The 23,542-nt window shown below is 72.9% G+C and carries 17 protein-coding genes and 1 tRNA gene; 5 read left to right on the top strand and 13 right to left on the bottom strand.

The features are described from left to right. Positions 1 to 2: 2 nt before the first annotated feature. The 10 genes from BIV28_RS00505 to BIV28_RS00460 form a co-directional block, all read right to left on the bottom strand. The gene (locus BIV28_RS00505) at positions 3 to 2,096 is read right to left on the bottom strand and encodes a sensor histidine kinase (protein WP_076258356.1); all 2,094 of its coding nucleotides are present in this window, start codon (positions 2,094 to 2,096) and stop codon (positions 3 to 5) included. Further along, positions 2,093 to 3,535: a glycosyltransferase family 2 protein gene (locus BIV28_RS00500; RefSeq protein ID WP_083706913.1), complete on the bottom strand. Its 1,443-nt coding sequence runs from the start codon at positions 3,533 to 3,535 to the stop codon at positions 2,093 to 2,095. Before BIV28_RS00500 ends, BIV28_RS00505 begins: the two co-directional genes overlap by 4 nt. Continuing rightward, complete coding sequence (locus BIV28_RS00495; protein WP_076258354.1) at positions 3,532 to 4,593, bottom strand: HEAT repeat domain-containing protein; 1,062 nt, start codon at positions 4,591 to 4,593, stop codon at positions 3,532 to 3,534. Before BIV28_RS00495 ends, BIV28_RS00500 begins: the two co-directional genes overlap by 4 nt. A gap of 10 nt (positions 4,594 to 4,603) precedes the next feature. Continuing rightward, positions 4,604 to 5,014: a response regulator transcription factor gene (locus BIV28_RS00490; protein WP_076258352.1), complete on the bottom strand. Its 411-nt coding sequence runs from the start codon at positions 5,012 to 5,014 to the stop codon at positions 4,604 to 4,606. A gap of 167 nt (positions 5,015 to 5,181) precedes the next feature. Then, a complete protein-coding gene (gene rho / locus BIV28_RS00485) occupies positions 5,182 to 7,179 on the bottom strand; it encodes a transcription termination factor Rho (RefSeq protein ID WP_242652709.1) in 1,998 nt (665 codons plus the stop codon). Between the two features lie 256 nt (positions 7,180 to 7,435). Continuing rightward, positions 7,436 to 8,434, bottom strand: a complete 999-nt coding sequence (locus BIV28_RS00480; protein WP_076258349.1) for a homoserine kinase — start codon at positions 8,432 to 8,434, stop codon at positions 7,436 to 7,438. A gap of 3 nt (positions 8,435 to 8,437) precedes the next feature. Then, the gene (gene thrC / locus BIV28_RS00475; RefSeq protein WP_076258348.1) at positions 8,438 to 9,532 is read right to left on the bottom strand and encodes a threonine synthase; all 1,095 of its coding nucleotides are present in this window, start codon (positions 9,530 to 9,532) and stop codon (positions 8,438 to 8,440) included. Then, the gene (locus BIV28_RS00470) at positions 9,532 to 10,836 is read right to left on the bottom strand and encodes a homoserine dehydrogenase (protein WP_242652703.1); all 1,305 of its coding nucleotides are present in this window, start codon (positions 10,834 to 10,836) and stop codon (positions 9,532 to 9,534) included. Before BIV28_RS00470 ends, thrC begins: the two co-directional genes overlap by 1 nt. Positions 10,837 to 10,932: 96 nt before the next feature. Further along, positions 10,933 to 12,351, bottom strand: coding sequence for a diaminopimelate decarboxylase (lysA, locus tag BIV28_RS00465; protein WP_076258345.1), 1,419 nt, complete (start codon positions 12,349 to 12,351; stop codon positions 10,933 to 10,935). Positions 12,352 to 12,353: 2 nt separating this feature from the next. Beyond that, positions 12,354 to 13,148: a DALR anticodon-binding domain-containing protein gene (locus tag BIV28_RS00460; protein ID WP_076258343.1), complete on the bottom strand. Its 795-nt coding sequence runs from the start codon at positions 13,146 to 13,148 to the stop codon at positions 12,354 to 12,356. A 104-nt stretch (positions 13,149 to 13,252) separates the two neighbouring features. Here BIV28_RS00460 and BIV28_RS00455 point away from each other — a divergent pair. After that, a tRNA-Arg gene (locus tag BIV28_RS00455) sits at positions 13,253 to 13,324 on the top strand. A gap of 102 nt (positions 13,325 to 13,426) precedes the next feature. Further along, entirely contained in the window at positions 13,427 to 14,110 is a 684-nt protein-coding gene (locus tag BIV28_RS00450) for an ASCH domain-containing protein (protein ID WP_207555676.1), read from the top strand. A gap of 4 nt (positions 14,111 to 14,114) precedes the next feature. Here the strand turns inward: BIV28_RS00450 and BIV28_RS00445 are convergent, their stop codons facing one another. The 3 genes from BIV28_RS00445 to BIV28_RS00435 all read right to left on the bottom strand — a co-directional run bounded on the left by BIV28_RS00445 (position 14,115) and on the right by BIV28_RS00435 (position 17,249). After that, the gene (locus BIV28_RS00445; RefSeq protein WP_076258341.1) at positions 14,115 to 15,152 is read right to left on the bottom strand and encodes a hemolysin family protein; all 1,038 of its coding nucleotides are present in this window, start codon (positions 15,150 to 15,152) and stop codon (positions 14,115 to 14,117) included. Next, a complete protein-coding gene (locus BIV28_RS00440; RefSeq protein ID WP_076258339.1) occupies positions 15,149 to 16,528 on the bottom strand; it encodes a hemolysin family protein in 1,380 nt (459 codons plus the stop codon). The genes BIV28_RS00445 and BIV28_RS00440 overlap by 4 nt, the downstream gene beginning before the upstream one ends. Before the next feature lie 121 nt (positions 16,529 to 16,649). Beyond that, positions 16,650 to 17,249 (bottom strand): class I SAM-dependent methyltransferase, encoded by a 600-nt coding sequence (locus BIV28_RS00435; RefSeq protein ID WP_076258337.1) that lies wholly within the window; start codon positions 17,247 to 17,249, stop codon positions 16,650 to 16,652. Between the two features lie 125 nt (positions 17,250 to 17,374). Between BIV28_RS00435 and BIV28_RS00430 the strand changes: the two genes are divergently transcribed. From BIV28_RS00430 to BIV28_RS00420, 3 genes are all read left to right on the top strand, one after another. Further along, a complete protein-coding gene (locus BIV28_RS00430; RefSeq protein ID WP_083706912.1) occupies positions 17,375 to 18,553 on the top strand; it encodes an ABC transporter ATP-binding protein in 1,179 nt (392 codons plus the stop codon). Beyond that, entirely contained in the window at positions 18,550 to 19,353 is an 804-nt protein-coding gene (locus BIV28_RS00425) for an ABC transporter permease (protein ID WP_076258335.1), read from the top strand. Before BIV28_RS00430 ends, BIV28_RS00425 begins: the two co-directional genes overlap by 4 nt. A 213-nt stretch (positions 19,354 to 19,566) precedes the next feature. Continuing rightward, the gene (locus BIV28_RS00420) at positions 19,567 to 23,412 is read left to right on the top strand and encodes a multifunctional oxoglutarate decarboxylase/oxoglutarate dehydrogenase thiamine pyrophosphate-binding subunit/dihydrolipoyllysine-residue succinyltransferase subunit (protein WP_076258333.1); all 3,846 of its coding nucleotides are present in this window, start codon (positions 19,567 to 19,569) and stop codon (positions 23,410 to 23,412) included. Positions 23,413 to 23,542 lie beyond the last annotated feature (130 nt).

The following is a 23,542-nucleotide window of genomic DNA, read 5'->3' as shown; positions in this document are numbered from 1 at the left end:
CTTCAGGCGTCGACGAACACCTCGACGTGCGCCGGCTGGGCGACCGGCAGGACGACCTGCATCGTCGTGCCCTCCCCCTCGACCGAGGCGATGACGAGCTCGCCGCCATGCCCCTCGACGATGGCCCGGACGATGGCCAGCCCCAGGCCGGTGCCCGGGATGGCCGCCGCGGTGGCGTTGCCGGCCCGGAAGAACCGCTCGGACAGGCGGGCGAGGTCGGCCGCCGGGATGCCGATGCCGGTGTCGCGCACGGACACGATGGTGGAGTCGCCGGCGCGCTCGGCCGACAGGATCACCTGGCCGCCCTCGGGGGTGAACTTCACGGCGTTGGACCCGAGGTTGATCAGGGCCCGCTCGAGCTGGCCGCGGTCGACGTGGACGACGAGGTCCTCGGGCACGTCGTGGCAGACGAGCTCGACCCCGCCCGCGACGGCCACCGGCTCCATCGTCTCGGTGACGGTGCGCAGCAGGTCGGCGACTGCGACGTCCTCGGCGACCGACTGCAGGCCGCTCGCCTCGATCTTGTTGAGCACGAGGAGGTCCTCGATGAGGCCGCGCAGCCGGGTCGCGTTGCGCCCGATGATGTCGAGCGCCACGGACTGGCTCTGGCTGACGTCGCCGAAGTCGCCGTCGGTGAGCAGCTCGAGGTAGCCGCTGATCGAGGTGAGCGGGGTGCGCAGCTCGTGGCTGATCGTCGCCATGAAGTCGGTCTTCTGCCGGTCGAGCTCGGTGAGCCGGCGTACCTGCTCCTCCTGCATGAGCGTCAGGCGCAGGGCGATGATCGACTGGGCGGCGATGGCGGCGCACTGCTGCACGGCCTGGATCTCGTGCCGGTGCCAGCGACGCGGTCCGTCGACCATCATGATCGCGATGATGCCGAGGCCGCGGCCGCCGGTGCCGACCGGCAGCATGAGCAGCGAGCGGGCGCCGGTGGCACGGTGGAAGGCCCGGGCCCGCTCGTCCTCGAACGCCCGGTGCGCCAGCAGGTCGCCGAGGTCGAAGAAGCCCGCGTCGCGGCGCAGCTCGTCGTTGACGGCACCGATCTGCTGGGCCAGCGAGCGCGGCAGCGGCGGCAGGTCGGGCAGGTCGCCGGCGCACCACTGGAGCCGGTCCTCGATGCTCTGGCCGTCGTCGGCCAGCGTGTAGAGCAGGACGCGGTCGGCCCCGAGGCCGACGCCGAGGCGGGCGCACACCCGCTGCAGCGCCTCGTCGACGTCGCTCGCGGCCCGCACCCGGCGGCCGACGTCGAGGACGAGCTCCTGCATCTCGAGGACCGCGGCCTGCTGGTCGACGAGGCGCGCGTTGGCGCGGGTGAGGTCGTTGAAGTCGCGGGCGAGCATGCGGACCTCGAGGGCGCCCTCCTCCTGGTTGGCCATGGCGATGACGTCGTCCTCGGCCTGGCGGCGCACCACCTCGCGCAGCCGCGCGATGGGACGTCCGACGGCACGGTCCATGCCGAACCCGGCCGCGACGAGGAGCAGCACCACGACGATCGTGACGCCGATGAGGACGTCGGAGGCCAGGCTCGAGCCGTTGCGCGAGTCGATCCGGGCCTCGTTGCGGTCGCCCCGCACCTGGACCCCGATCGCCGTGCTCGCACCGAGGAACGTCGAGTAGGCGTCCTCGACGGTCGACTGCACGCCCGGCGGCACCTCGGCCGCCGGCGAATGGTCGGCGAGCGCACGGTCGACCGCGTCGAACCACCGGGTGGCCGCCTGCTGCTGGGCGCCGGCGTAGCGCTCGTACGCGGCACGGTCGGCCTCGGGCAGCTCGGGCTGGCGGATCGAGGCGACGAGGCGGTCGAGGTCGGCCTGCACGGTCGAGCGGTAGCCGCCGGCCGAGAGCGCCGGCGGGCGGCCGACCGCGGCCAGCTGCCACGCGGCGTGCGCCTGGGCCATCGACTGCGCGACGTCGTTGTTGGCGTCGTTGGCCGGCTCGAAGACGAGCGTGAGCGCGCGGACCGACTGGCTCTGCATCTGGATCGTCACGACCGACACGACCGCGCCGAGGGTCACGAGGACGACGATGATGCCGACGAAGATGCGGATCTGGGTGCCGACGGAGCTGCGCGTGAAGGGCCGCAGCCCGACGCTCACGCGGAGCCCTCGTCGAAGCCCGTCCGCGTCATGACGCCCCACACGTGCTTCTTGCCGCGCAGGCTCGACCACCAGCCCTCGAGCCGCCACCAGACCGTGGCCTGGCGGTAGCCGATGTTCTCCAGGACCGACGCGGCGACCGTGACGCCGAGCGCCTGCCACCGGTCGTGCTTGTGGAAGGCCCACTCGTCGACGAGCATCGCCGCGAGCGTCACGAGGACGGCGTAGCCGTATGCGAGCACGAGGAAGAGGATCGCGAACGGGATGTTGACGACGCCGAGGAACAGCGCGAGCGGCACGATGATGATGCCGAAGAACTCGAGCAGCGGCGCGAACAGCTCGAAGAGCCAGTAGTACGGCAGGGCGACCCAGCCCACGCGTCCGTACTTGGGCCGGAAGAGCATCGAGCGATAGGCCCACAGCGTCTCCCACAGCCCGCGGTGCCAGCGGCGCCGCTGGTTGCGCAGCACCTTGGCCGTGACCGGGACCTCGGTCCACGACACCGGTTCGGGGACGAACTCGATGCGGTAGTCACGGCCCTCGTCGCGCAGGCGCTTGTGGATGCGCATGACGAGCTCGAAGTCCTCGCCGATGCTGTTCGGGTCGAGACCCCCGACCTCGACGACGACGTCGCGGCGGAAGAGGCCGAACGCGCCGCTGATGAGGATGAGCGAGCCGAGGCGCGACCAGCCGGTGCGGCCGAGCAGGAACGCGCGGAGGTACTCGACGAGCTGGATGCGCGGCAGCCACGTCTGCGGCATCTCGACGCGCACGATGCGCCCGGCGATGACCCGGCTGCCGTTGACCGGGCGGATGGCACCGCCGGTGGCGACCATGCGCGTGGGGTCGTCGGCGAACGGGCGCGTGACGTGGAGCAGGCCGTCGGGCTCGAGGATGGAGTCGCCGTCGATCATCGCGACGAGCGGCTCGGTGGCGGCGTTGATCGCGACGTTGATGGCCTCGGACCGGCCGGAGTTCTCCTTCCGGACGACGAGCAGGCGGGTGCGGCCGTCGCGCGGGACGTAGACCCCGAGGACGCGGGCTCGCACCGGCACCTCGTGCGGCAGCTCGCGGGGCACCTCGACGAGGTCGAAGGCCTGCTCGAGACGCGCGAAGGTCTCGTCGGTGCTGCCGTCGTCGACGACGACGACCTCGTGGCGGGGGTAGCGCAGCGTGAGGAAGGACTTGACCGCCGTGACGATCCCCGCCTCCTCGTTGTAGGCCGGGACGAGCAGCGAGACCCCGGGCGCGAGGCCGGCACCCTGCCACTCGACGGCCGTCTGGCGGCGGCGCTCCTGGGCCCGGAACTCGAGGTAGGCCAGGACGATGAGGACGATGAGCGAGGTGTTGATGAGCAGGAAGTAGGCCAGGATCGGGATGGACGTGACGTCCATGACCCAGACGACGGCGGAGCGCAGCCCCTCGAGGAAACCGGTCATGCCGACGTCCGCTGGAGCTCGGCGACGGTGCGGGCGGCCCGGACAGGCGCGGTGTCCTCGCGGCCGGCCAGCGCCGCGCGACCGTCGGCGCCGAGGCCGAGCAGCGCCGACGCGGCGATCTCGGCCAGGCGCGGGTCGGTGTCGTCGAGGAGCGCCGCCAGCACGGGGACGGCGCCGCCCTCCCCGAGCTCACCGAGCGCCGCGGCGCACGCGCGGCGCAGGCTGAGCGGCTCGTCGACGGCGACGTGCCGTGCGAGCACCGCGACGTCCTCCTCGCGGCCGAGGCGGCCGATCGCCGTCGCGCACGTCTCGCGGACGGTGAGGTCGGGGTCGTCGGCGAGCAGGCGACGCAGCGCCGGCAGGCCGCGGGTGAAGCTGCGGTCGCCGGTGACGTGCGCGGCGACCATGCGGGTTCGGGCGTCGCCGTCGTCGAAGGCGTCGCCGAGGACGTCGGAGATCCCGACCCCCATCGACTGGAGTGTCTCGGCCGACGTGCTGGCCGGGATGCCGCCCTGCTCGCCGCCCGTGGCGGCCAGGACCGCGCCCGCGGCCGAGGCGTCGCCGATGAGCCCGAGCCCCCAGGCCGCGCTGTTGCGCACCTGCACCGTGCTGTCGCCGAGCGCCTCGACGAGCAGCGGCACGGCGTCGGGGCCGGCGGTGAGGCCGAGCATCTGGGCCGCCTTGGCCCGGCGGACGAGCGAACGGTGGTGCAGGTCGGACTTGGCGCGGTCGACGGCGCCGTGCGCCGTGAGCACCCGGACGAGCTGCTCGGCCGGCAAGCCGCGGATCTTGGTCAGCAGGTCGACGATGGCGGCGTCGAGGACGTCGCGCGTGACCCCGGTGGCCCACGTCAGCTGCTCGGTGGCCGTGCCGTCGTCGTCCTCGCCCGAGGCGACGGTGATGAGGGGGCCGCGCAGCGGCGCGAGCAGCATCTCGTCGCGCTTCTGCAGACCCTGCCGCCGCATCCGGACCGCGATGACGACGACGACGAGCACGAGGCAGGTGCCGAGGACGGCGATCGTCGCACCCACGAGCAGCTGCGCACTGAAGGTCAGCACGGGCCTCTCCTCAGCGGGCCCGGGCGAGCATGCCGTTGACGCGGTGCAGCAGCTCGCGCGGGCTGAACGGCTTGATGACGTAGTCGTCGGCGCCGACGGCGAAGCCGGTGTCGACGTCGGAGTCGCGCGACTTCGCGCTGAGCAGCAGGACCGGGACGCCGGGGTGCTCGCTCTCGCGGATCTTGCGGAGGACGTCGATGCCCGACAGGCCCGGCATCATGACGTCGAGGACGACGAGCTGCGGCGGGTTGGCCTCGAAGGACTCCCACGCCGACGCACCGTCCGCGACCGCCTCGACGGCGTAGCCCGCCTGGGCCAGCTTGAACTCGACGAGGTCTCGGATGTCGGCGTCGTCGTCGGCGACGAGGACGCGAACCGGGTCGTCGCTGGCGGAGACAGGGTCGCCAACAGGCGCGGTCATGGCACTCCATCACGGGTAAGGCAGGTGGGTCGACCCAGTTTACGAACATTTCGGACAGTTCCGACTTGAAACGCCGAGAGACGGGACGACGAAGGGGTGGGACCGCGTCGTGGGGTCCCACCCCTTCGAGGTGGTGGTGCGGTACGGCCTGCGCAGGCCGCCCGGGCTCAGGCGTCCGAGTCGAGGCGGTTGCCGCTCGTCTGCTGCACCTGGGTCAGGAACTCGTAGTTCGTCTTCGTCTTGCGCAGCCGGTCGAGGAGCAGCTCGATGGCCTGCTGCGCGTCGAGCCCGCCGAGGACCCGGCGCAGCTTCCACATGATCTTCAGCTCCTCGGTCGCGAGGAGGATCTCCTCGCGGCGGGTGCCCGAGCTGTTGATGTCGACCGCGGGGAAGATGCGGCGGTTGGCCAGCTGACGGTCGAGCTTGAGCTCCATGTTCCCGGTGCCCTTGAACTCCTCGAAGATGACCTCGTCCATCTTCGAGCCGGTCTCGACGAGGGCCGTGGCCAGGATCGTCAGCGAGCCGCCGTTCTCGATGTTGCGCGCGGCGCCGAAGAACTTCTTCGGCGGGTAGAGCGCGGCCGAGTCGACGCCACCGGACAGGATCCGGCCGCTCGCCGGGGCGGCGAGGTTGTAGGCGCGACCGAGCTTGGTGATCGAGTCGAGCAGGACGACGACGTCGTGGCCGAGCTCGACTAGGCGCTTGGCGCGCTCGATGGCGAGCTCGGCGACCGTGGTGTGGTCCTCGGCCGGCCGGTCGAAGGTCGAGGCGATGACCTCGCCCTTGACGGCGCGCTGCATGTCGGTGACCTCCTCCGGACGCTCGTCGACGAGGACGACCATGAGGTGGCACTCGGGGTTGTTCGTCGTGATGGCGTTGGCGAGGGCCTGCATGACCATCGTCTTGCCGGCCTTGGCGGGCGCGACGATGAGGCCGCGCTGGCCCTTGCCGATCGGGGCGACGAGGTCGATGATCCGCGTGGTCAGGTTGCCCGGCTCGGTCTCGAGCCGCAGGCGCTGCTGCGGGTAGAGCGGCGTCAACTTGCCGAACTCGACGCGCTTGGCGGCGTCGTCGGGGCCGGCCCCGTTGACGCTGTCCAGGCGCACGAGCGCGTTGTACTTCTGCCGGCCGACGTTGCCCTGGGGCTGCTCGCCGTCGCGGAGCGCCTTGACGGCGCCGGTGACGGCGTCGCCCTTGCGCAGGCCGTGCTTCTTGACCATCCCGAGCGGCACGTACACGTCGTTCGGGCCGGCGAGGTAGCCGGACGTGCGGACGAACGCGTAGTTGTCGAGGACGTCGAGGATGCCGGCCACGGGCACGAGCACGTCGTCGTCGCCGACCTGCAGGTCGCTCTCGGCCCAGTCGCCGCCGCGCTCGGTGGTACGACCGCGCTTGCGGTCACGGTTGCGCTGGCGGTTGCGGCTGCGGCGGCCGCCGCGCTCGTCGTCGTCGATCCGGTTCTGGTCCCGATCCTGTCGGTCCTGGCCACCCTGGCCCGACTGGCCGGACTGGCCGGACTGGCCGGACTGGCCGGACTGGCCACGGCTCTGCTCGCGGTCCTGACCACGGTTCTGGTCGCGGTTCTGGCCCTGGTTCTGCTGGCCCCGACCCTGGGCGCCCTGACCCTGGCGCTCGTTCTGGCGCTCGTTCTGGCGATCGCCCTGCCGGCCCTCGCGGGCCTCGCGGACGGCCTGGTCGGCACGCTCGTCGCGGTTCTGCTGGTCGCGGTTCTGCTGGTTCTGCTGCTCGCCGCGCTGGGAGCGGGCGCGCTCGTCGCGACGCTCGCGCGGCGCGTCGGCGCCCTCGGTGGCCGCAGCGCGGTCACCGGCGGAGCCGCCCGACGCCGCGGCGTCGGTGCCGCCCGTGGCGGCCTCGCCGGCGGAGCCCGCCGGGCGGCTGGCGCGACGCGAGGTACGGGCGCGGCCCGTGCCGGCCTCCTGCGCCGGGGCGTCGGAACCGGCTGAGCGGCCGGCGGCCGGCGCGTCGGAGGCGGGGGCGTCCGTGGACGCGGCGGCGGACGAGCCGCCGGCGGGAGCGGCGGCCGGAGCCGACGAGCCGCCCGACTGGCGGGCCCGGATGGCCTCGACGAGGTCGCTCTTGCGCATCTTCCCGGTGCCCTTGATGCCCATGGAGGACGCGACGCCCTTGAGCTCGTCCAGCTTCATGGCGGACAGGCCCGACACCGGGCGGGTGGTGGTTTCTGACACGAAGGATCCTTCCCCCTCGTTTGCGACCCGGGGCGGACTCGCACGGGTCGGACTTGGGCCAGTGCTGGCCTGAAGGTGGTCCACGACGGCGCACGGCGCCGAGAGGCGATGAGTGGGCCTCTGCGTGGGGGTGATGCACCGGCCTGCGAAAGCTCGCGGCGTGTGGTGCACCCGCAGGATACCATCCGGCCCCCTCGCGGGGTCGGACGGCGCGCTAGCAGGCTGTGACGCTCGCGCCGCTCGTGGGCACGCCCGGCGCGAGTCGGCGCCAGCCCTCGTGCCCGGGAGGCACCTGCACCTCTCCCGCGCGGGCGCGGGTGGTGAGCACGAGGATGCTCGGGCCGGCGCCCGAGACGACGGCCGCGTGACCCTGCGCCCGCAGGGCGTCGACGACGTCCATCGTGTCGGGGTAGGAGGGCCGGCGCGCCTCCTGGTGCAGCCAGTCGCGGGTCGCGGCGTGCAGGTGGGAGGGGTCGACGGTCAGCGCGTGGACGAGAAGGGCGGCCCGGCCCGCGCCGGCCGCGGCCTCGCGCAGCGGGACGGCGGCGGGCAGGACGGCGCGCGCGGTGCGGGTGGCCAGCTGGGTGCCGGGCACGAGGACGACGACGTCGACGTCGGGGTGCAGCGCCAGCCGCGCGGTGACGGTGTGCGCGCCGCGGTCGGCGCCGGTGCCGTCGGGCATCCAGCTGACGGTGAGCCCTCCGAACACGCTGGCCGACGCGTTGTCGGGGTGGCCCTCGAGCAGGCTCGCGACGTCGTCGGCGAGGTCGAGGTCGACCGGCAGCGGCTCTCCCGGCGCGGGCCACGCCTCGCCGTCGCCGATGGACGCGTCACGGCTCCACCCGGCAGCCGGGCCCGAGAGAGCCTGTGCCGCAACGACGCCCGCGACGATCGCGGTCGCCGACGAACCGAGACCGCGCCCGTGCGGCACCCCGTTGCGGGCGTCGATGACGAGACCGACCGGGGCCTCGACACCGAGCCGGTCCCACGTGTGCCGCATCGTGGCGTGCACGAGGTGGCTCTCGTCGGTGGGCACCTCGTCGGCGGCCTCGCCGGCCACGGTGATCGTCAGCCCGGGGGTGTCCGACGTCGTGACGACGTACTCGTCCCAGAGGCCGAGCGCCAGGCCGATCGAGTCGAAGCCGGGTCCGAGGTTGGCGCTGCTCGCGGGCACGCGCACGTGCACCGAGCGTCCTGCGGCGACGCGGGTCACGCGTCAGTCCTCGAGGCCGAGGGCATGCGCGGCGCTCACGGCGTCGACGGGCACCCGCACCGGGGTCACGTCGCCGCCGTCGGCGGTGCGCAGGGCCCACTGCGGGTCCTTGAGGCCGTGGCCCGTGACGGTGCAGACGATCCGCGCGCCGGCCGGCACGAGTCCCGCCTCGTGGCAGGCGAGCAGGCCCGCGACCGATGCCGCCGAGCCCGGCTCGACGAAGACGCCCTCCTCGGCGGAGAGGAACCGGTGTGCGACGAGGATCTGCTCGTCGGTGACGGCGTCGATGCGGCCGCCGGACTCGTCGCGCGCGGCGACGGCCTGCTCCCACGACGCCGGGTTGCCGATGCGGATCGCCGTGGCGATGGTCTCGGGCTCGTCGACGGGGTGGCCGAGGACGATCGGCGCGGCGCCGGCGGCCTGGAAGCCCCACATGACGGGCAGGTGCGTGGCCGGTCCGGCCGGGGCGTCGGTGACGGGCGTCGCGAGGTACTCGCGGTAGCCCTTCCAGTAGGCCGTGATGTTGCCGGCGTTGCCGACGGGCAGGCAGTGGATGTCGGGGGCGTCGCCGAGCGCGTCGACGACCTCGAACGACGCGGTCTTCTGGCCCTCGATGCGGGCGGGGTTGACCGAGTTGACGAGCTCGACCGGGTAGGCCTCGGCGAGCTTGCGGGCCAGCGTCAGGCAGTCGTCGAAGTTGCCCTCGACCTGCAGGAGCGTGGCGCCGTGGGCGATCGCCTGGCTCAGCTTGCCCATGGCGATCTTGCCGTCGGGGACGAGGACGCCGCACGTCATGCCGGCCTTGGTGGCGTAGGCCGCGGCCGACGCGCTCGTGTTGCCGGTGCTCGCGCAGATGACCGCCTTGGCGCCCTTCCTGGCGGCCAGGCTGATCGCGGCGGTCATGCCGCGGTCCTTGAAGGAGCCGGTGGGGTTGAGGCCCTCGTACTTGAGGTGCACCTCCGCGCCGACGCGCTCGGAGAGCTTCTCGGCGGGGATGAGCGGCGTGCCGCCCTCGCGGAGGGTCACGACCGGGGCACCGTCGAGCATCGGCAGCCGGTCGGCGTACTCGGGGATCACGCCCCGCCACTGGTGGGCCATCACGAACCTTCCACGCGCATCACGGAGTTGACGCCACGGACGACGTCGAGGGTGCGCAGCGCGTCGACGGTGGCCGACAGCGCGGCGTCGCTCGCCGTGTGCGTGACGATGATGAGGGTGGCGCGGGCACCCTGACCGTCCTCGTCGCGGACGAGCTGCTGGCGGACGGTCTCGATGGAGACGTCCTGGTCGGCGAACGCGGCCGCGACCTGGGCGAGGACGCCGGAGCGGTCGGCCACCTCGAGGCTGATGTGGTAGCGCGTCTGCGCCTGCCCCATCGGCAGGACCGGCAGGTCGGCGTAGGTCGACTCCCCCGGTCCGAGGCCTCCCCCGACGCGGTGACGGGCCACGGCGACGATGTCGCCGAGCACGGCCGAGGCGGTGGGGTCGCCGCCGGCGCCCTTGCCGTAGAACATGAGCTGGCCCGCGGCGTCGGCCTCGACGAAGACGGCGTTGAAGGCCTCGCGGACCCCGGCGAGCGGGTGCGTGCGCGGGATCATCGCCGGGTGGACGCGGACGCTGACGCCGGCGTCGGTGCGCTCGCAGATCGCGAGGAGCTTGACGACGGCGTCCATGGCGCGGGCCGCTGCGACGTCTGCCGCGCTGACCTCGGTGATGCCCTCGCGGTGCACGTCGGTGCCGGCGACCCGGGTGTGGAAGGCGAGCGAGGCGAGGATGGCGGCCTTGGCGGCGGCGTCGAAGCCCTCGACGTCGGCGGTCGGGTCGGCCTCGGCGTAGCCGAGCGACTGGGCCTGCTCGACGGCGTCGGCGAAACCGGCGCCCGTGGTGTCCATCTTGTCGAGGACGTAGTTGGTCGTGCCGTTGACGATGCCGAGGACCTTGGTGACCTCGTCGCCGGCGAGCGACTCGCGCAGCGGGCGCAGCAGCGGGATCGCGCCGGCCACGGCGGCCTCGTAGTAGAGGTCGACGCCGTGCTCGGCGGCCGCGGCGTAGAGGGTCGGGCCGTCCTCGGCGAGGAGCGCCTTGTTGGCCGTGACGACCGACGCGCCGTGCTCCATGGCGCGCAGGATGAGCGAGCGGGCCGGCTCGATGCCGCCGATGACCTCGACGACGACGTCGGCGCGGGTCACGAGGTCCTCGGCGTCGGTCGTGAAGAGCGCCGGGTCGATGCCGAGCTCGGAGCGGTCGCGCCCGGCCCGGCGCACGGCGATGCCGACGATCTCGAGCGGGGCCCCCACGCGGGCGGCCATGTCGTCGGCGTGCTCCGTGAGCAGACGCGCGACGGCTCCACCCACGACGCCGGCCCCGAGGAGGGCGACGCGCAACGGCTTCGGGTCACTCACAGCGCTGTCCACCGTGCGAATCCTGCCGTGTGTCCGGGTGCTGGACGGCCATTGTTTCGCGATCCGGACATGCGCGGCGCAGGATCTGCGGGCGCATCAGACGTCGAGCGCGAGGAGGTCGTCGACCGTCTCGCGCCGCACGATGACCCGGGCGACGCCGTCGCGGACCGCGACGACGGGAGGCCGCGGCGTGTGGTTGTACTGGCTCGACAACGACCGGCAGTAGGCGCCGGTGCCCGGCACGGCGACGAGGTCGCCGGCCGCGACGTCGGCGGGCAGGAACTCGTCCTTGACGACGATGTCGCCGCTCTCGCAGTGCTTCCCGACGACGCGGGCCAGGACCGGCGGCGCCGTGGAGGCCCGGCCGGCCACCGTGCACGAGTAGTTGGCGTCGTAGAGGGCGGTGCGGACGTTGTCGCTCATGCCGCCGTCGACGGACACGTAGACGCGTCGCGCGCCGCCGTCGAGGTCGACCGGCTTGACCGTGCCGACCTCGTACAGCGTGAACGTGCTGGGGCCGGCGATGGCGCGGCCGGGCTCGATGGAGATGCGCGGCACCGCGACGCCGTCGGCCCGGCACTCCCGCTCGACGATCTCGGCCATCCCGGCCGCGAGGTGCTTCGGGGACAGCGGGTCGTGCTCGGTGGTGTAGGCGATGCCGAAGCCGCCGCCGAGGTCGAGCTCGGGCATCTCGACGCCGAGCTCGCGGGCCACCCGGGTGTGCAGGCCGAGGATGCGGCGGGCCGACACCTCGAAGCCGGACGTGTCGAAGATCTGCGAGCCGATGTGGCTGTGGAGGCCGAGCAGGCGCAGGTGCTCGGACCGCTCGAGGATGCGGCGGACGGCCTCGAAGGCCTGGCCGCCCGAGAGCGAGAGCCCGAACTTCTGGTCCTCGTGGGCCGTCGCGATGAACTCGTGGGTGTGCGCCTCGACGCCCACCGTGACGCGGACGAGGACCGGCGCGACGACGCCGAGCTCGGCGGCGACACCGGCGACGCGCTCGATCTCGTCGAAGGAGTCGACGACGATGCGGCCGACGCCGTACTCGAGGGCCTGGCGGATCTCGGCCACGCTCTTGTTGTTGCCGTGCAGGCCGACCCGCTCCCCCGGCACGCCGGCACGGATCGCGACGGCCAGCTCGCCCCCGGTGCAGACGTCGAGGTGCAGCCCCTCCTGGTCGATCCAGCGCGCGACCTCGGTGCAGAGGAACGCCTTGCCGGCGTAGTAGACGTCGGCGCCGCCACAGAGGTCGTCGAAGACCTCGGCGTAGGTCTGCTTGAACTCCCTTGCGCGGGAACGGAAGTCGTCCTCGTCGATGATGTAGGCAGGGGTCCCGAACTCGCGGGCGAGGTCGACGACCGACACCCCGCCGACCGTGAGGGCGCCGTCGGACCCACGGCCCACCGACGAGGCCCACAGCGAGGGCACGAGGGCGTTGACGTCGACGGGGGTCTGGAGCCACGCGGGGCCGCGGTAGCCCTCGGCGTGGAGCGCTCCGGCTTCGTGTGCGCGCATCCCTACATCCTTTCCGGGGCCGCCGCACCGAGGCGGCCGAGTCCATTGCGCAAGACGACGCGCGCGGCGTCGGCGAGCGCGAGCCGCGCCCCGTGGACGCCCGCGATCGGGGCGTCGACGACGCGGGGGCGCAGCGGGTGGTCCCAGGCGTCGGCGAGGCGTCCGACCTCGCCGAGCGCCCGCACCTGGGCGGCGGTGTCGCCGCGGTGGTGCTCGAGCCGCTGCGGGAGGTCGGCGAGCGCCACGAGCAGGTGCCGCTCGGTGACGTGCGTCAGGACCTCCGGACGCGTCGAGGCCCGCACCTGCACGCCCGCCGCCTCGGCGTTGCGCACCAGCCGGCACAGCCGGGCGTGCGCCAGCTGGACGGCGCGGAGCGGGTCGGTGGCGTCGCGCTGGCCCGGCCGCTCGGTGACCTCGACGTGGGCCGTGCCGTGCGGGCACGCGTAGGTGTCGGCCTCGCTGCGGACGACCTCGATGATGGCGGCGCGGTCGGCGTCCTCGAGCGTCAGCGCGATGAGGCCGGTCGGGGCGACCTCGACCGCCGACACCGGCCGCTGCTCGACCATCCCCTGGGCGAGGGTGCGGGCGAGGTCACGGGGTGCGAGCCCGAGCTGGGGCGCCCAGCGCTGCGCGACGGGCGTGACCCAGTCGGCGACGACGCCGGCGGACCGCGGGTCGGCGGGGCGGAAGAGCGGCCCGGCGGGGGGTCCGGCCTCGGCCTCGTCGGGCAGCTCGCCGGTGCGCGCGGCCCGCGCCGCGACCTCGCAGAGGAGGGCGCGCAGCTGCTCCGGCGTCATGTCGCCGAGTCTACGAGCCGGGCCCTTCCGGCCCGGTCGGGGCTGATTCACGGATGCCAGAGGCGGGCTGCTACTCTCACCGGGCGCACGAAAGTGCGTGTGTCGCCCCCGTAGCTCAGGGGATAGAGCACCGCCCTCCGGAGGCGGGAGCGCAGGTTCGAATCCTGCCGGGGGCACCGACGGACGAAGGCCGAGGTGGAGGGCGCAGAGCGCCGTTCCACCTCGGCCTTCGTCGTCGTCGCACCTCCGTGCCGGCTCGTTCTGCGAGGCTGGGTCCCGTGCTCATCTCCAAACCCGTCGCCGAGGCCATCCGTGCCGGCAGGGTCACCACGCAGTACCGCCGGTGGGACGCACCGCGCGTCACCGTCGGCGGCACGCAGCTGACCTCCGCCGGGCTCGTGCGCTTCACCCGCGTCACCCGGGTCGGCGACGTCGAGCGCATCTCCGACCGCGCCGCCCGTGCGGCCGGGATGAAGGACGCCGAGGCGCTGCGCCGGGCCCTGGCGCCGAAGGACCGCAAGCCCTCGCCGCGCGGCTCGAAGGGCGGCCGGCACGTGTACCGGGTGCACGTGGAGTGGGCGGGCGAGGATCCCCGGCTGGAGCTGCGCGACGCGCTCCCCGACGCCGCCGCGCTCGAGGACCTCGGCAGGCGCCTCGACCGGCTCGACGCCCGCCCGAGTGGTCCGTGGACCCGCGAGATCCTCGAGTGGATCCGCGACAACCCGCACGTCGTGGCCCGCGAGCTGGCCGCGCTGCGCGAGGTCGAGCTGCTGCCGATGAAGGTCGACATCCGCAAGCTCAAGGCGCTCGGGCTGACGATCAGCCACGACGTCGGCTACGAGCTCGCACCGCGTGGTCAGGCCTACCTCGACTGGCGGGCGGCACGCGACGACGCCGACCCCGACGCCGAGCCCGGCATCGAGCCCGGCATCGAGCCCGACGCCGAGGGCACCGACGGCTGACGCGTCAGCGCTGGGTCGTGTCGGTGACCTCGCCGACGAGCTCCTCGAGGACGTCCTCGAGGAAGACGACGCCGGTGACGTGCGCCCCGTCGTCGATGACCCGGGCCAGGTGGGCGCCGGTCAGCTGCATCGTGGCGAGGACGTCCTCGACCTCGTCGCCCTCGCGGACGGTCGCGAGGCGCCGGACGCGCTTGGGGGGCACCGGCTGCTCGTGCCGCTCGTCGTCGGCGTAGAGGATGTCCTTGAGGTGGATGTAGCCGGCGAGCTCGCCGGCGGCGTCGCGCACCGGGTAGCGGCTGAACCCGTGCCGGGCCACGAGCCGCTCGATGTCGGCCGGCGTCGCACCGAGCTCGACGGTCCTCAGCGCGTCGGCCGCCACCGCGACGTCGCGGGCCAGCTTGTCGGAGAACTCGAGCGTCTTGGTGACGAGCCCGTGCCGCTCCTCCTCGATGAGGCCCTCGCGCCGGGACTCGCCGACGATGTGGGCGACCTCCTCGACCGTGAAAGCCGAGGTCAGCTCGTCCTTCGGCTCGACCCTGAAGAGGCGCACGAGGGCCTTGGCCGTGGCCTCCATGGCCGCGACGATGTGCCGCAGCGTGCGGGCGATGAAGAACAGCGGCGGCACGAGGACGAGCGCGGCCCGGTCGGGCCCGGCGATCGCGAGGTTCTTGGGGATCATCTCCCCGACGACGACGTGCAGGTAGCTGACGATGAGCAGCGCCAGCGCGAGGGCGACGCCGCTGGCCCACGCGTCGGAGAGCCCGACGGAGTGGAAGACCGGCTCGAGCAGGTGGTGCAGCGCCGCCTCGGCGAGCGCACCCAGGCCGACCGAGCACACCGTGATGCCGAGCTGGGCGGTGACGAGCATCGAGCCGAGCCGCTCGAGGGCCTGCAGGCACGACGCCGCGCGCTTGCTGCCGCCCTCGGCGAGCGGCTCGAGCGTCGACCGGCGCACGGCCATGGCCGCGAACTCGGCGCCGACGAAGAACGCGTTGCCGAACAAGAGGAACACGGAGACGACGTAGACCCAGGCCCCGCTCACGAGCGCCCCTCCCCCGCAACGGGACCCGACGCGTCGGGCTCGCGGTCGGCATCCTCCCCGGCACCGGCGTGGGGCAGCGAGTCGGGGTCGGGCACGAAGCGCAGCCGGTCGACCCGACGCCCCTCCATGCCGACGACGTTGATCCGCCAGCCCGCCACGTGCACCGTGTCGCCGACGGCCGGGACGCGCCCGAGGGCGGCCATGACGAAGCCGCCCATCGTCTCGTAGGCGGGGCCGTCGGGGACGTCGGCGTCGAAGGCGTCGCGCACCTCGTCGGGGCGCCAGAGACCCGGCACGGTCCACGACCCGTCGAGCAGCTCGCGGCCGCTCTGGCGGCTGCGGTCGTGCTCGTCGGAGACCTCGCCGACGATCTCCTCGACGACGTCCTCGAGCGTGACGATGCCCGACGTGCCGCCGTACTCGTCGACGACGACGGCCATCTGGAAGCCGCCCTCGCGCAGCTGGCGCAGCAGCGGGTCGAGGCGGATCGTCTCGGGGACGACGAGCCGCTCGGACATGAGGGCCGAGACGGGCACGTCCTTGCGTCGCTCGTGCGGCACCGCCATGGCCTTCTTGACGTGGACGACGCCGTCGACGTCGTCCCAGTCCTCGCCGAGGACCGGGAACCGCGAGAAGCCGGTGCGGCGCGAGAGGCGCAGGACGTCGTCGGCCGACTCGTCGCGGTGGATGCCGGTGCAGCGCACGCGCGGCGTCATGACGTCGTCGGCGGTGCGCTCGCCGAAGCCGAGCGAGCGGGTCAGCATCCGGGCCGTGGTCTGGTCGAGGGTGCCGGCCTCGGCGGAGCGCTGGACCAGGCTCGCGAGCTCCTGCGGCGTGCGGGCACCGGAGAGCTCCTCCTGCGGCTCGATGCCGACCGACCGCAGGAACCCGTTGGCCGACCCGTTGAGCACGACGATGAGGGGCCGGGCCAGGGTGGCGAAGACGCGGACGGGCAGGGCGACGACCTTGGCCGTCGCGAGCGGCACCGAGATGCCGAGGAACTGCGGCAGCAGCTCGCCGAAGATCATCGAGAAGACGGTGGCGAGCACGAGGGCGATGGCGCTCGAGAGGGCCGAGACCGCGCCGGGCCCGAGCCCGAGGCTCGTCAGCGGCCCGGAGACGAGCTGCCCGATCGAGGGCTCGGCGAGGTAGCCGACGACGAGGGTCGTGATGGTGATGCCGACCTGCGCCGCCGACAGCTGGGTCGAGAGCTGCTTGAGCGACTGGAGCACGACCCGGGCGCGCGAGTCGCCCTCGTCGATGGCGCGCTGCACGGTCGGCCGGTCGAGGGCCACGAGGGAGAACTCGGCCGCGACGAACACGGCGGTCCCCGCGGTGAGCAGCACCGCCCCGAGGACGAGGAGCCACTCGGTCACGGGCGGTGGCCGTCTTCGTGGGGTGTCATGGTCCGCCCACCCTATCGAGGACCTCGGCCGCGGTCGGCGTCCGCGCCGGGCCCGGTGCCGGGGCCCGCGTCGGGCGATCCCGGTCCCCGCGTCAGGCGATGACGACCCTGGCCCACTGGTAGTGGCCGCCGTCCTCGAACCGCGACCACGTGTCGAACGCCGTCACCTCGCCGACGGCCGCCAGCAACGTGACCAGCTCGGCATCGGTCCTGCTCCGGAAGTACCGGCCGCCCTCGTCGACCCACTCGCGCGCCTCGTCGCCGCCCCACACCCCGATCTCGAGCAGCCCTCCGGGGCGCACCACCCGCCGCACCTCGGCCAGTGCCCTGACGATGCCGTCGCCCTCGAGGTGCATGAGGGTGCTCATGGTCCAGGCGGCCTCGAAGGTGTCGTCCTCGAACGGCAGGTCGAGCGCGCTCGCGAGGTGCGCCTCGAGCCCGTGGGCGCGGCACAGCTCCACGGCCGCCCGTGACAGGTCGACGCCGGTGTACCCGAGGCCCGCCGCGGCGAGGATCCGGCCGTCTCGACCGGCGCCGCAGCCGACCTCGAGGACCGACGCGCGCCGCTGCTCGGTGCACAGGGCGGCGAAGCCGGCCACGTGGGCCTCGCGCTGCTCCCCCAGGGGTCGAACGTCCCGCTCGGCCATCTCCGCGTCGTAGTACGCGCGCAGTCGCGCCTCGTGGTCACTCATGCGCGGACGATACCGACCTTCGCGGTGGTGTCACGGCTGTGGTTGAGTGGGCGCCACACGCGAGGTCGGGCCGGCGCGACGGGAGCGCACCGGACGCCACGCGGCGGACACGAAGGGAGCGTGCGGTGGGTGCACGTCCGGGTTTCACCGGGACCATCGAGGTGCGCGGGCTGACGAAGCGGTTCGGCTCCTTCACGGCCGTCGACCACCTCGACCTCGACGTCGAGCCCGGCCGGATCACCGGCTTCCTCGGCCCGAACGGCAGCGGCAAGACCACGACGCTGCGCATGCTCCTCGGCCTGGTCCGCCCGACCGCGGGCACCGCGACGATCGACGGCCGGCGCTACGTCGACATCCCCAACCCGCTGACCGTCGTCGGCTCGGCCCTCGAGGCGACGAACTTCCACCCCGGCCGCAGCGGCCGCGACCACCTGCGCGTCCAGGCCTCGGTGGCAGGCGTGCCCAGCCGGCGCGTCGACGAGCTGCTCGAGCTCGTCGGCGTCCCCGCCGCCGCCCGCAAGCGCGCCGGCGGCTACTCGATGGGCATGCGCCAGCGCCTCGGCCTGGCCGCGGCGCTCCTCGGCGACCCGCAGGTCGTCATCCTCGACGAGCCGGCGAACGGCCTGGACCCCGAGGGCATCCGCTGGCTGCGCGGCTTCCTGCGCCACCTGGCCGGTGAGGGCAAGACGCTGCTCATCTCGAGCCACATGCTCTCCGAGGTCGAGCAGACCGTCGACGACGTCCTCATCATCGCCAACGGCCGACGCGTCGCCCAGGGCACCGTCGCCGAGCTGCGCGGCGAGCCGACCGCCTTCGTGCGCACCTCCGACCCCGACCGCCTCGCCGGCGCCCTCCGCGGCCGCGGCCTGCGCGTCGACACCGTCGACGGCCAGGGCCGCGCCGCGCTGCGCGTCACCACGCAGGACCTGCAGGTCGTCGGCGACGTCGCCCACGCCAACGACGTCGCCGTCCACGAGCTGCGCGGCGAGCAGACCCACCTCGAGGAGCTCTTCTTCAACCTCACCGAGTCCGGCGAGCACCGCAACCGCAACCTCGGCGACAACCTCGGCGACAACCTCGGCGACGACGGCGCCACGCACTCCCCCGGCGCCGACGTCCCAGCCGACCTGCCGCCGAACCTCCCACCGAACCTGCCACCTCCGAGCGGGCGCCCCGTCGAGCACGCGCCACCGCCGGACGCGTCCGACGGCTCGGGCGCCCCGGGGACTCCGGGAACGCCGGGATCGCCGGGCACGTCCGGCCCGTGGGCCCCCGGAGCCCGGACGGAGGGCGTGGACCGATGACCGCCGCGATCCGCTCCGAGTTCCGCAAGTTCTTCACGACGCGCCTCTGGTGGGGCATGGCGATCGCCGTCACGGTCACCGGCGCCGCCTTCGCGGTGCTCTTCGCGTACGTCTTCACCAGCAACGCCGTCCAGGGGCCCCAGGCCGCGGCAGTGCCGCGCACCGACCTCGCCCTGGCCAAGGCCGTCTTCACCGGCGGGATCCAGGTCGGCTACCTGCTCACCCTCGCCATCGGCGTCATGACGATCGGCTCGGAGTACCGGCACAAGACGATCACCGCCACCTTCCTGGCCACGCCCCGACGCGGGCGCGTCATGGGCGCCAAGGTCGTCTCGCTCCTCGTGATCGGGGCCTTCTACGGCGTCCTGTCGCTCGCCGGCTCCGTCGCCGCCGGCACCCTCGTGCTCCGGTCCAAGGGGCACCAGCCCTTCGCCGACCCGGCCATCTGGCGCACCCTGGCGCTGTCGCTGCTCGTCCTCGGCCTCTGGGCCCTCATCGGCCTCGGCGCCGGCATCCTCATCCCCAACCAGGTGGCCGCCCTGCTCATCTCCGTGGCCGTCGCCTGGATCCTCGAGCCGATCCTCAGCCTCGTGCTGGCCCTCACCGACTGGGGCAAGACGATCGCGCCGTACCTGCCGAGCCGGGCCACGGCGGCGATGCTCGACACCTCCGGCGGCGGCTTCAACGGGGAGGTCCTCGAGCAGCTGTCGTGGTGGGCCGGGGCCCTCGTCCTGGCCGGCTACGCCACCCTCATGGCCGGCCTCGGCACCTGGCGCACGGTGCGCAGCGACATCAGCTGACGCGTCCGGACCGACGGCCTACACGCCCGCCTCGCCCGACCCGCCCACGCGCGTCGGGCAGGCAGGATCGGGGCCGGATCGCAACGTGACGAATGCCTCGTCACGATCCCGGCTCGACATCCGAGCCCATGTCGGGTATTCGAGCGCGCGGGGCTAGGCTTGACCCCTGTTAGGCACCGACGCACCCAAGCCAACGAAAGAGGCGCATTCGCCGTGTCCGATCAGTCCACGTCCGGAGACCCGATCGCAGCATTCGGTCCGAACGAATGGCTCGTCGACGAGCTCTACCAGCAGTTCCTGACGGACAAGCAGTCCGTCGACAAGGCCTGGTGGGGGTTCTTCGAGGACTACCGACCCGGGGACACGGACGCGAACGGTGCCACGACGACCACCCCCAAGGCCCAGCCGGCTCCCGCGGCTCCGGCGCCCGCCCCCGCCCCGGCGACCAACGGCACCAACGGCACCGCCGCGGCCGCTCCCGCCGTCGCCAAGCCGGCCGCCGCTGCGCAGCCGGAGGCAAAGGCCAAGACCGAGCCGAAGCCGGAGGCCAAGACCGAGCCCAAGACCGAGGCCAAGACCGAGCCCGCCGCCGAGGCCCCCAAGCCGCGCGACATCCCGGCCGTCAAGGACACCGGCCCGGTCAACGAGGACGAGGTCGTGCCCCTGCGCGGCGCCGCCTCGCGCGTCGTGTCCAACATGGAGACCTCCCTCGAGGTGCCCACCGCCACGAGCGTGCGCGCCGTCCCGGCCAAGCTGCTCATCGACAACCGCGTCGTCATCAACAACCACCTCGCCCGCTCCCGCGGCGGCAAGGTCAGCTTCACCCACATCATCGGCTTCGCCATGGTCAAGGCGATCTCGATGCTGCCGGAGATGAACCACGGCTTCACCGAGGTCAACGGCAAGCCGGCGCTCGTGCGCCCGGCCCACGTCAACTTCGGCCTCGCCATCGACCTGGCCAAGCCCGACGGCAGCCGCAGCCTCGTCGTCCCCTCGGTCAAGTCGGCCGAGGAGATGGACTTCGTCCACTTCTGGACCGCCTACGAGGACCTCGTGCGCAAGGCGCGCGGCAACAAGCTGACCGTCGAGGACTTCCAGGGCACGACGATCAGCCTGACCAACCCCGGCGGCATCGGCACCGTGCACTCGGTGCCGCGCCTCATGAAGGGCCAGGGCACCATCATCGGCGTCGGCGCCCTCGAGTACCCGGCGGAGTGGCAGGGCGCGAGCAACGAGACGCTCAACCGCAACGCCGTGAGCAAGATCCTGACGCTCACCTCGACCTACGACCACCGGATCATCCAGGGCGCCCAGAGCGGCGAGTTCCTGCGGATCATCCACGAGCTGCTCCTCGGCAAGAACGCGTTCTACGACGAGATCTTCGAGTCGCTGCGCATCCCGTACGAGCCGGTCCGCTGGATCCAGGACATCGACTCCTCCCACGACGACGACATCAACAAGGTCGCCCGCGTCCAGGAGCTCATCCACGCCTACCGCGTCCGCGGCCACCTCATGGCCGACACCGACCCGCTCGAGTACAAGCAGCGTCGCCACCACGACCTCGACGTCACGACGCACGGCCTGACCCTCTGGGACCTCGACCGCACGTTCGCCACGGGCGGGTTCGGCGGGGCGCCGTTCCTCAAGCTGCGCAAGATCCTCGGCATCCTGCGCGACTCGTACTGCCGCACCGTCGGCATCGAGTACATGCACATCCAGGACCCCGAGCAGCGCAAGTGGATCCAGGACAAGGTCGAGCGGCCCTACGAGAAGGCCAACCGCGACGAGCAGATGCGGATCATGCGCCGCCTCAACGCCGCCGAGGCCTTCGAGACCTTCCTGCAGACGAAGTTCGTCGGCCAGAAGCGCTTCTCCCTCGAGGGCGGCGAGTCGGTCATCGCCCTGCTCGACCGGATCCTGTGCCGCGCCGCGAGCGAGGACCTCGACGAGGTCTGCATCGGCATGCCGCACCGTGGCCGCCTCAACGTGCTCGCCAACATCGCCGGCAAGTCCTACGGCCAGATCTTCCGCGAGTTCGAGGGCACCCAGGACCCGAAGTCGGTCCAGGGCTCCGGCGACGTCAAGTACCACCTGGGCACCGAGGGTGAGTTCGTCGCCGAGGACGGCAGCAAGACGAAGGTCTACCTCGCGGCCAACCCCAGCCACCTCGAGGCGGTCAACCCGGTGCTCGAGGGCATCGTCCGCGCCAAGCAGGACCGCCTCAACCTCGCCGGCGAGGCCTTCACCGTCCTGCCCGTGCTCATGCACGGCGACGCCGCGTTCGCCGGCCAGGGCGTCGTGGCCGAGACGCTCAACCTCAGCCAGCTGCGCGGCTACCGCACCGGCGGCACGATCCACGTCGTCATCAACAACCAGGTCGGCTTCACGACCTCGCCGAGCAGCTCGCGCTCGTCGGTGTACGCCACCGACGTCGCGCGGATGATCCAGGCGCCGATCTTCCACGTCAACGGCGACGACCCGGAGGCGTGCGTGCGCGTCGCCGAGCTCGCCTACGACTTCCGCCAGGCGTTCAACAAGGACGTCGTCATCGACATGGTCTGCTACCGCCGTCGCGGCCACAACGAGGGCGACGACCCGTCGATGACCCAGCCGCTCATGTACAACCTCATCGAGGCCAAGCGCTCGGTGCGCAAGCTCTACACCGAGTCGCTCATCGGCCGCGGCGACATCAGCGTCGAGGACGCCGAGGCCGCGCTGCGCGACTACCAGCAGCAGCTCGAGCGGGTCTTCATCGAGACGCGCGAGGCGAAGAAGAGCGCCGCGGCCGCCGCCGCGGGCCAGACCGACGCCGACAGCGACGCGCCCGACAACGCCGGGCTCGAGCGTCCGACCGCCCAGGTGCAGGACGACGCGCGCCCGGTGCGCTCGGCCACCGAGACCGGGGTCGCGGCCGCCGAGCTCGTCCACATCGGCGAGACCTTCGCCAACCCGCCGCAGGGCTTCACGATCCACCCGAAGCTCAAGCAGCTCATGGACAAGCGCGCCCAGATGGTGCACGACGGCGGCATCGACTGGCCGATGGCCGAGTTGCTCGCGTTCGGCACCCTGCTCAAGGAGGGCACGCCGATCCGCCTCGCCGGCCAGGACAGCCGTCGCGGCACGTTCGTCCAGCGACACGCGGTCCTCATCGACAAGGACAACGCGGAGGAGTGGACGCCGCTGCTCTACCTCGGCGAGGGCCAGGCCCGCTTCTGGGTCTACGACTCGCTGCTGTCGGAGTACGCGGCCATGGGCTTCGAGTACGGCTACTCGGTCGAGCGACCCGATGCCCTCGTCCTCTGGGAGGCCCAGTTCGGCGACTTCGGCAACGGCGCGCAGACCATCGTCGACGAGTTCATCTCCAGCTCGGAGCAGAAGTGGGGCCAGCGCAGCTCGGTCGTGCTCCTGCTCCCGCACGGCTACGAGGGCCAGGGTCCCGACCACAGCTCGGCGCGCATCGAGCGCTACCTGCAGCTCTGCGCCGAGAACAACATGACGGTCGCCTACCCCTCGACCGCGGCGAGCTACTTCCACCTGCTGCGCCGCCAGGCCTACAACCGACCGCGCACCCCGCTCGTCGTCTTCACCCCGAAGTCGATGCTGCGCAGCAAGGCCGCAGCCAGCGGCGTCGAGGCCTTCACGACCGGCGGCTTCCGCCCGGTGCTGCCCGACCACGAGGGCGTCACCGACCAGGTCACCCGCGTCCTGCTCGCCTCGGGCAAGATCGTCCACGAGCTCGACGCCGAGCGCGCCAAGCGCGGCGACCGCTCCACGGCGATCGTCCGCGTCGAGCAGCTCTACCCGATCCCGGTCGAGGAGATCGCCGAGGCCGTCGCGGCCTACCCGGGCGCCGAGCTCGTGTGGGTCCAGGACGAGCCGCGCAACCAGGGCGCCTGGCCGATCATGGCGCAGTGGCTGCACGAGGACCTCTGCGACGTCGGCGAGCAGCGTCCGTGGCGCGTCGTGGCCCGCAAGGCCGCCGCGTCGCCTGCGACGGGCTCCTCGAAGAAGCACGCCGCCGAGCAGGCCGAGCTGCTGTCCAAGGCGTTCGACCGCTGATCCGACGCGTCCTGACCACCCGGTGAGGACGCCGCACCCGCAGTGCTCGAGGAGGGCCCCCGCCGACCGTGGCGGGGGCCCTTCCCGCGTTCCCGGCCCGCCTCCGCCGAGCCGTGCGGCTGACGCGATA

Source organism: Intrasporangium flavum (assembly GCF_001956915.1).
Taxonomy (GTDB): Bacteria; Actinomycetota; Actinomycetes; order Actinomycetales; family Dermatophilaceae; genus Monashia; species Monashia flava.
The sequence above is the reverse complement of the archived record's forward strand: the minus strand, read 5'-3'. Positions and strand labels throughout refer to the sequence as shown.

Coding starts and splice junctions, on each gene's coding strand:
- BIV28_RS00500 (WP_083706913.1), bottom strand. CDS start 3,535: ATGACCGGTTTCCTCGAGGGGCTGCGCTCCGCCGTCGTCTGGGTCATG.
- lysA (WP_076258345.1), bottom strand. CDS start 12,351: ATGCGCGCACACGAAGCCGGAGCGCTCCACGCCGAGGGCTACCGCGGC.
- thrC (WP_076258348.1), bottom strand. CDS start 9,532: ATGGCCCACCAGTGGCGGGGCGTGATCCCCGAGTACGCCGACCGGCTG.
- BIV28_RS00490 (WP_076258352.1), bottom strand. CDS start 5,014: ATGACCGCGCCTGTTGGCGACCCTGTCTCCGCCAGCGACGACCCGGTT.
- rho (WP_242652709.1), bottom strand. CDS start 7,179: ATGAAGCTGGACGAGCTCAAGGGCGTCGCGTCCTCCATGGGCATCAAG.
- BIV28_RS00435 (WP_076258337.1), bottom strand. CDS start 17,249: ATGAGTGACCACGAGGCGCGACTGCGCGCGTACTACGACGCGGAGATG.
- BIV28_RS00460 (WP_076258343.1), bottom strand. CDS start 13,148: ATGACGCCGGAGCAGCTGCGCGCCCTCCTCTGCGAGGTCGCGGCGCGG.
- BIV28_RS00425 (WP_076258335.1), top strand. CDS start 18,550: ATGACCGCCGCGATCCGCTCCGAGTTCCGCAAGTTCTTCACGACGCGC.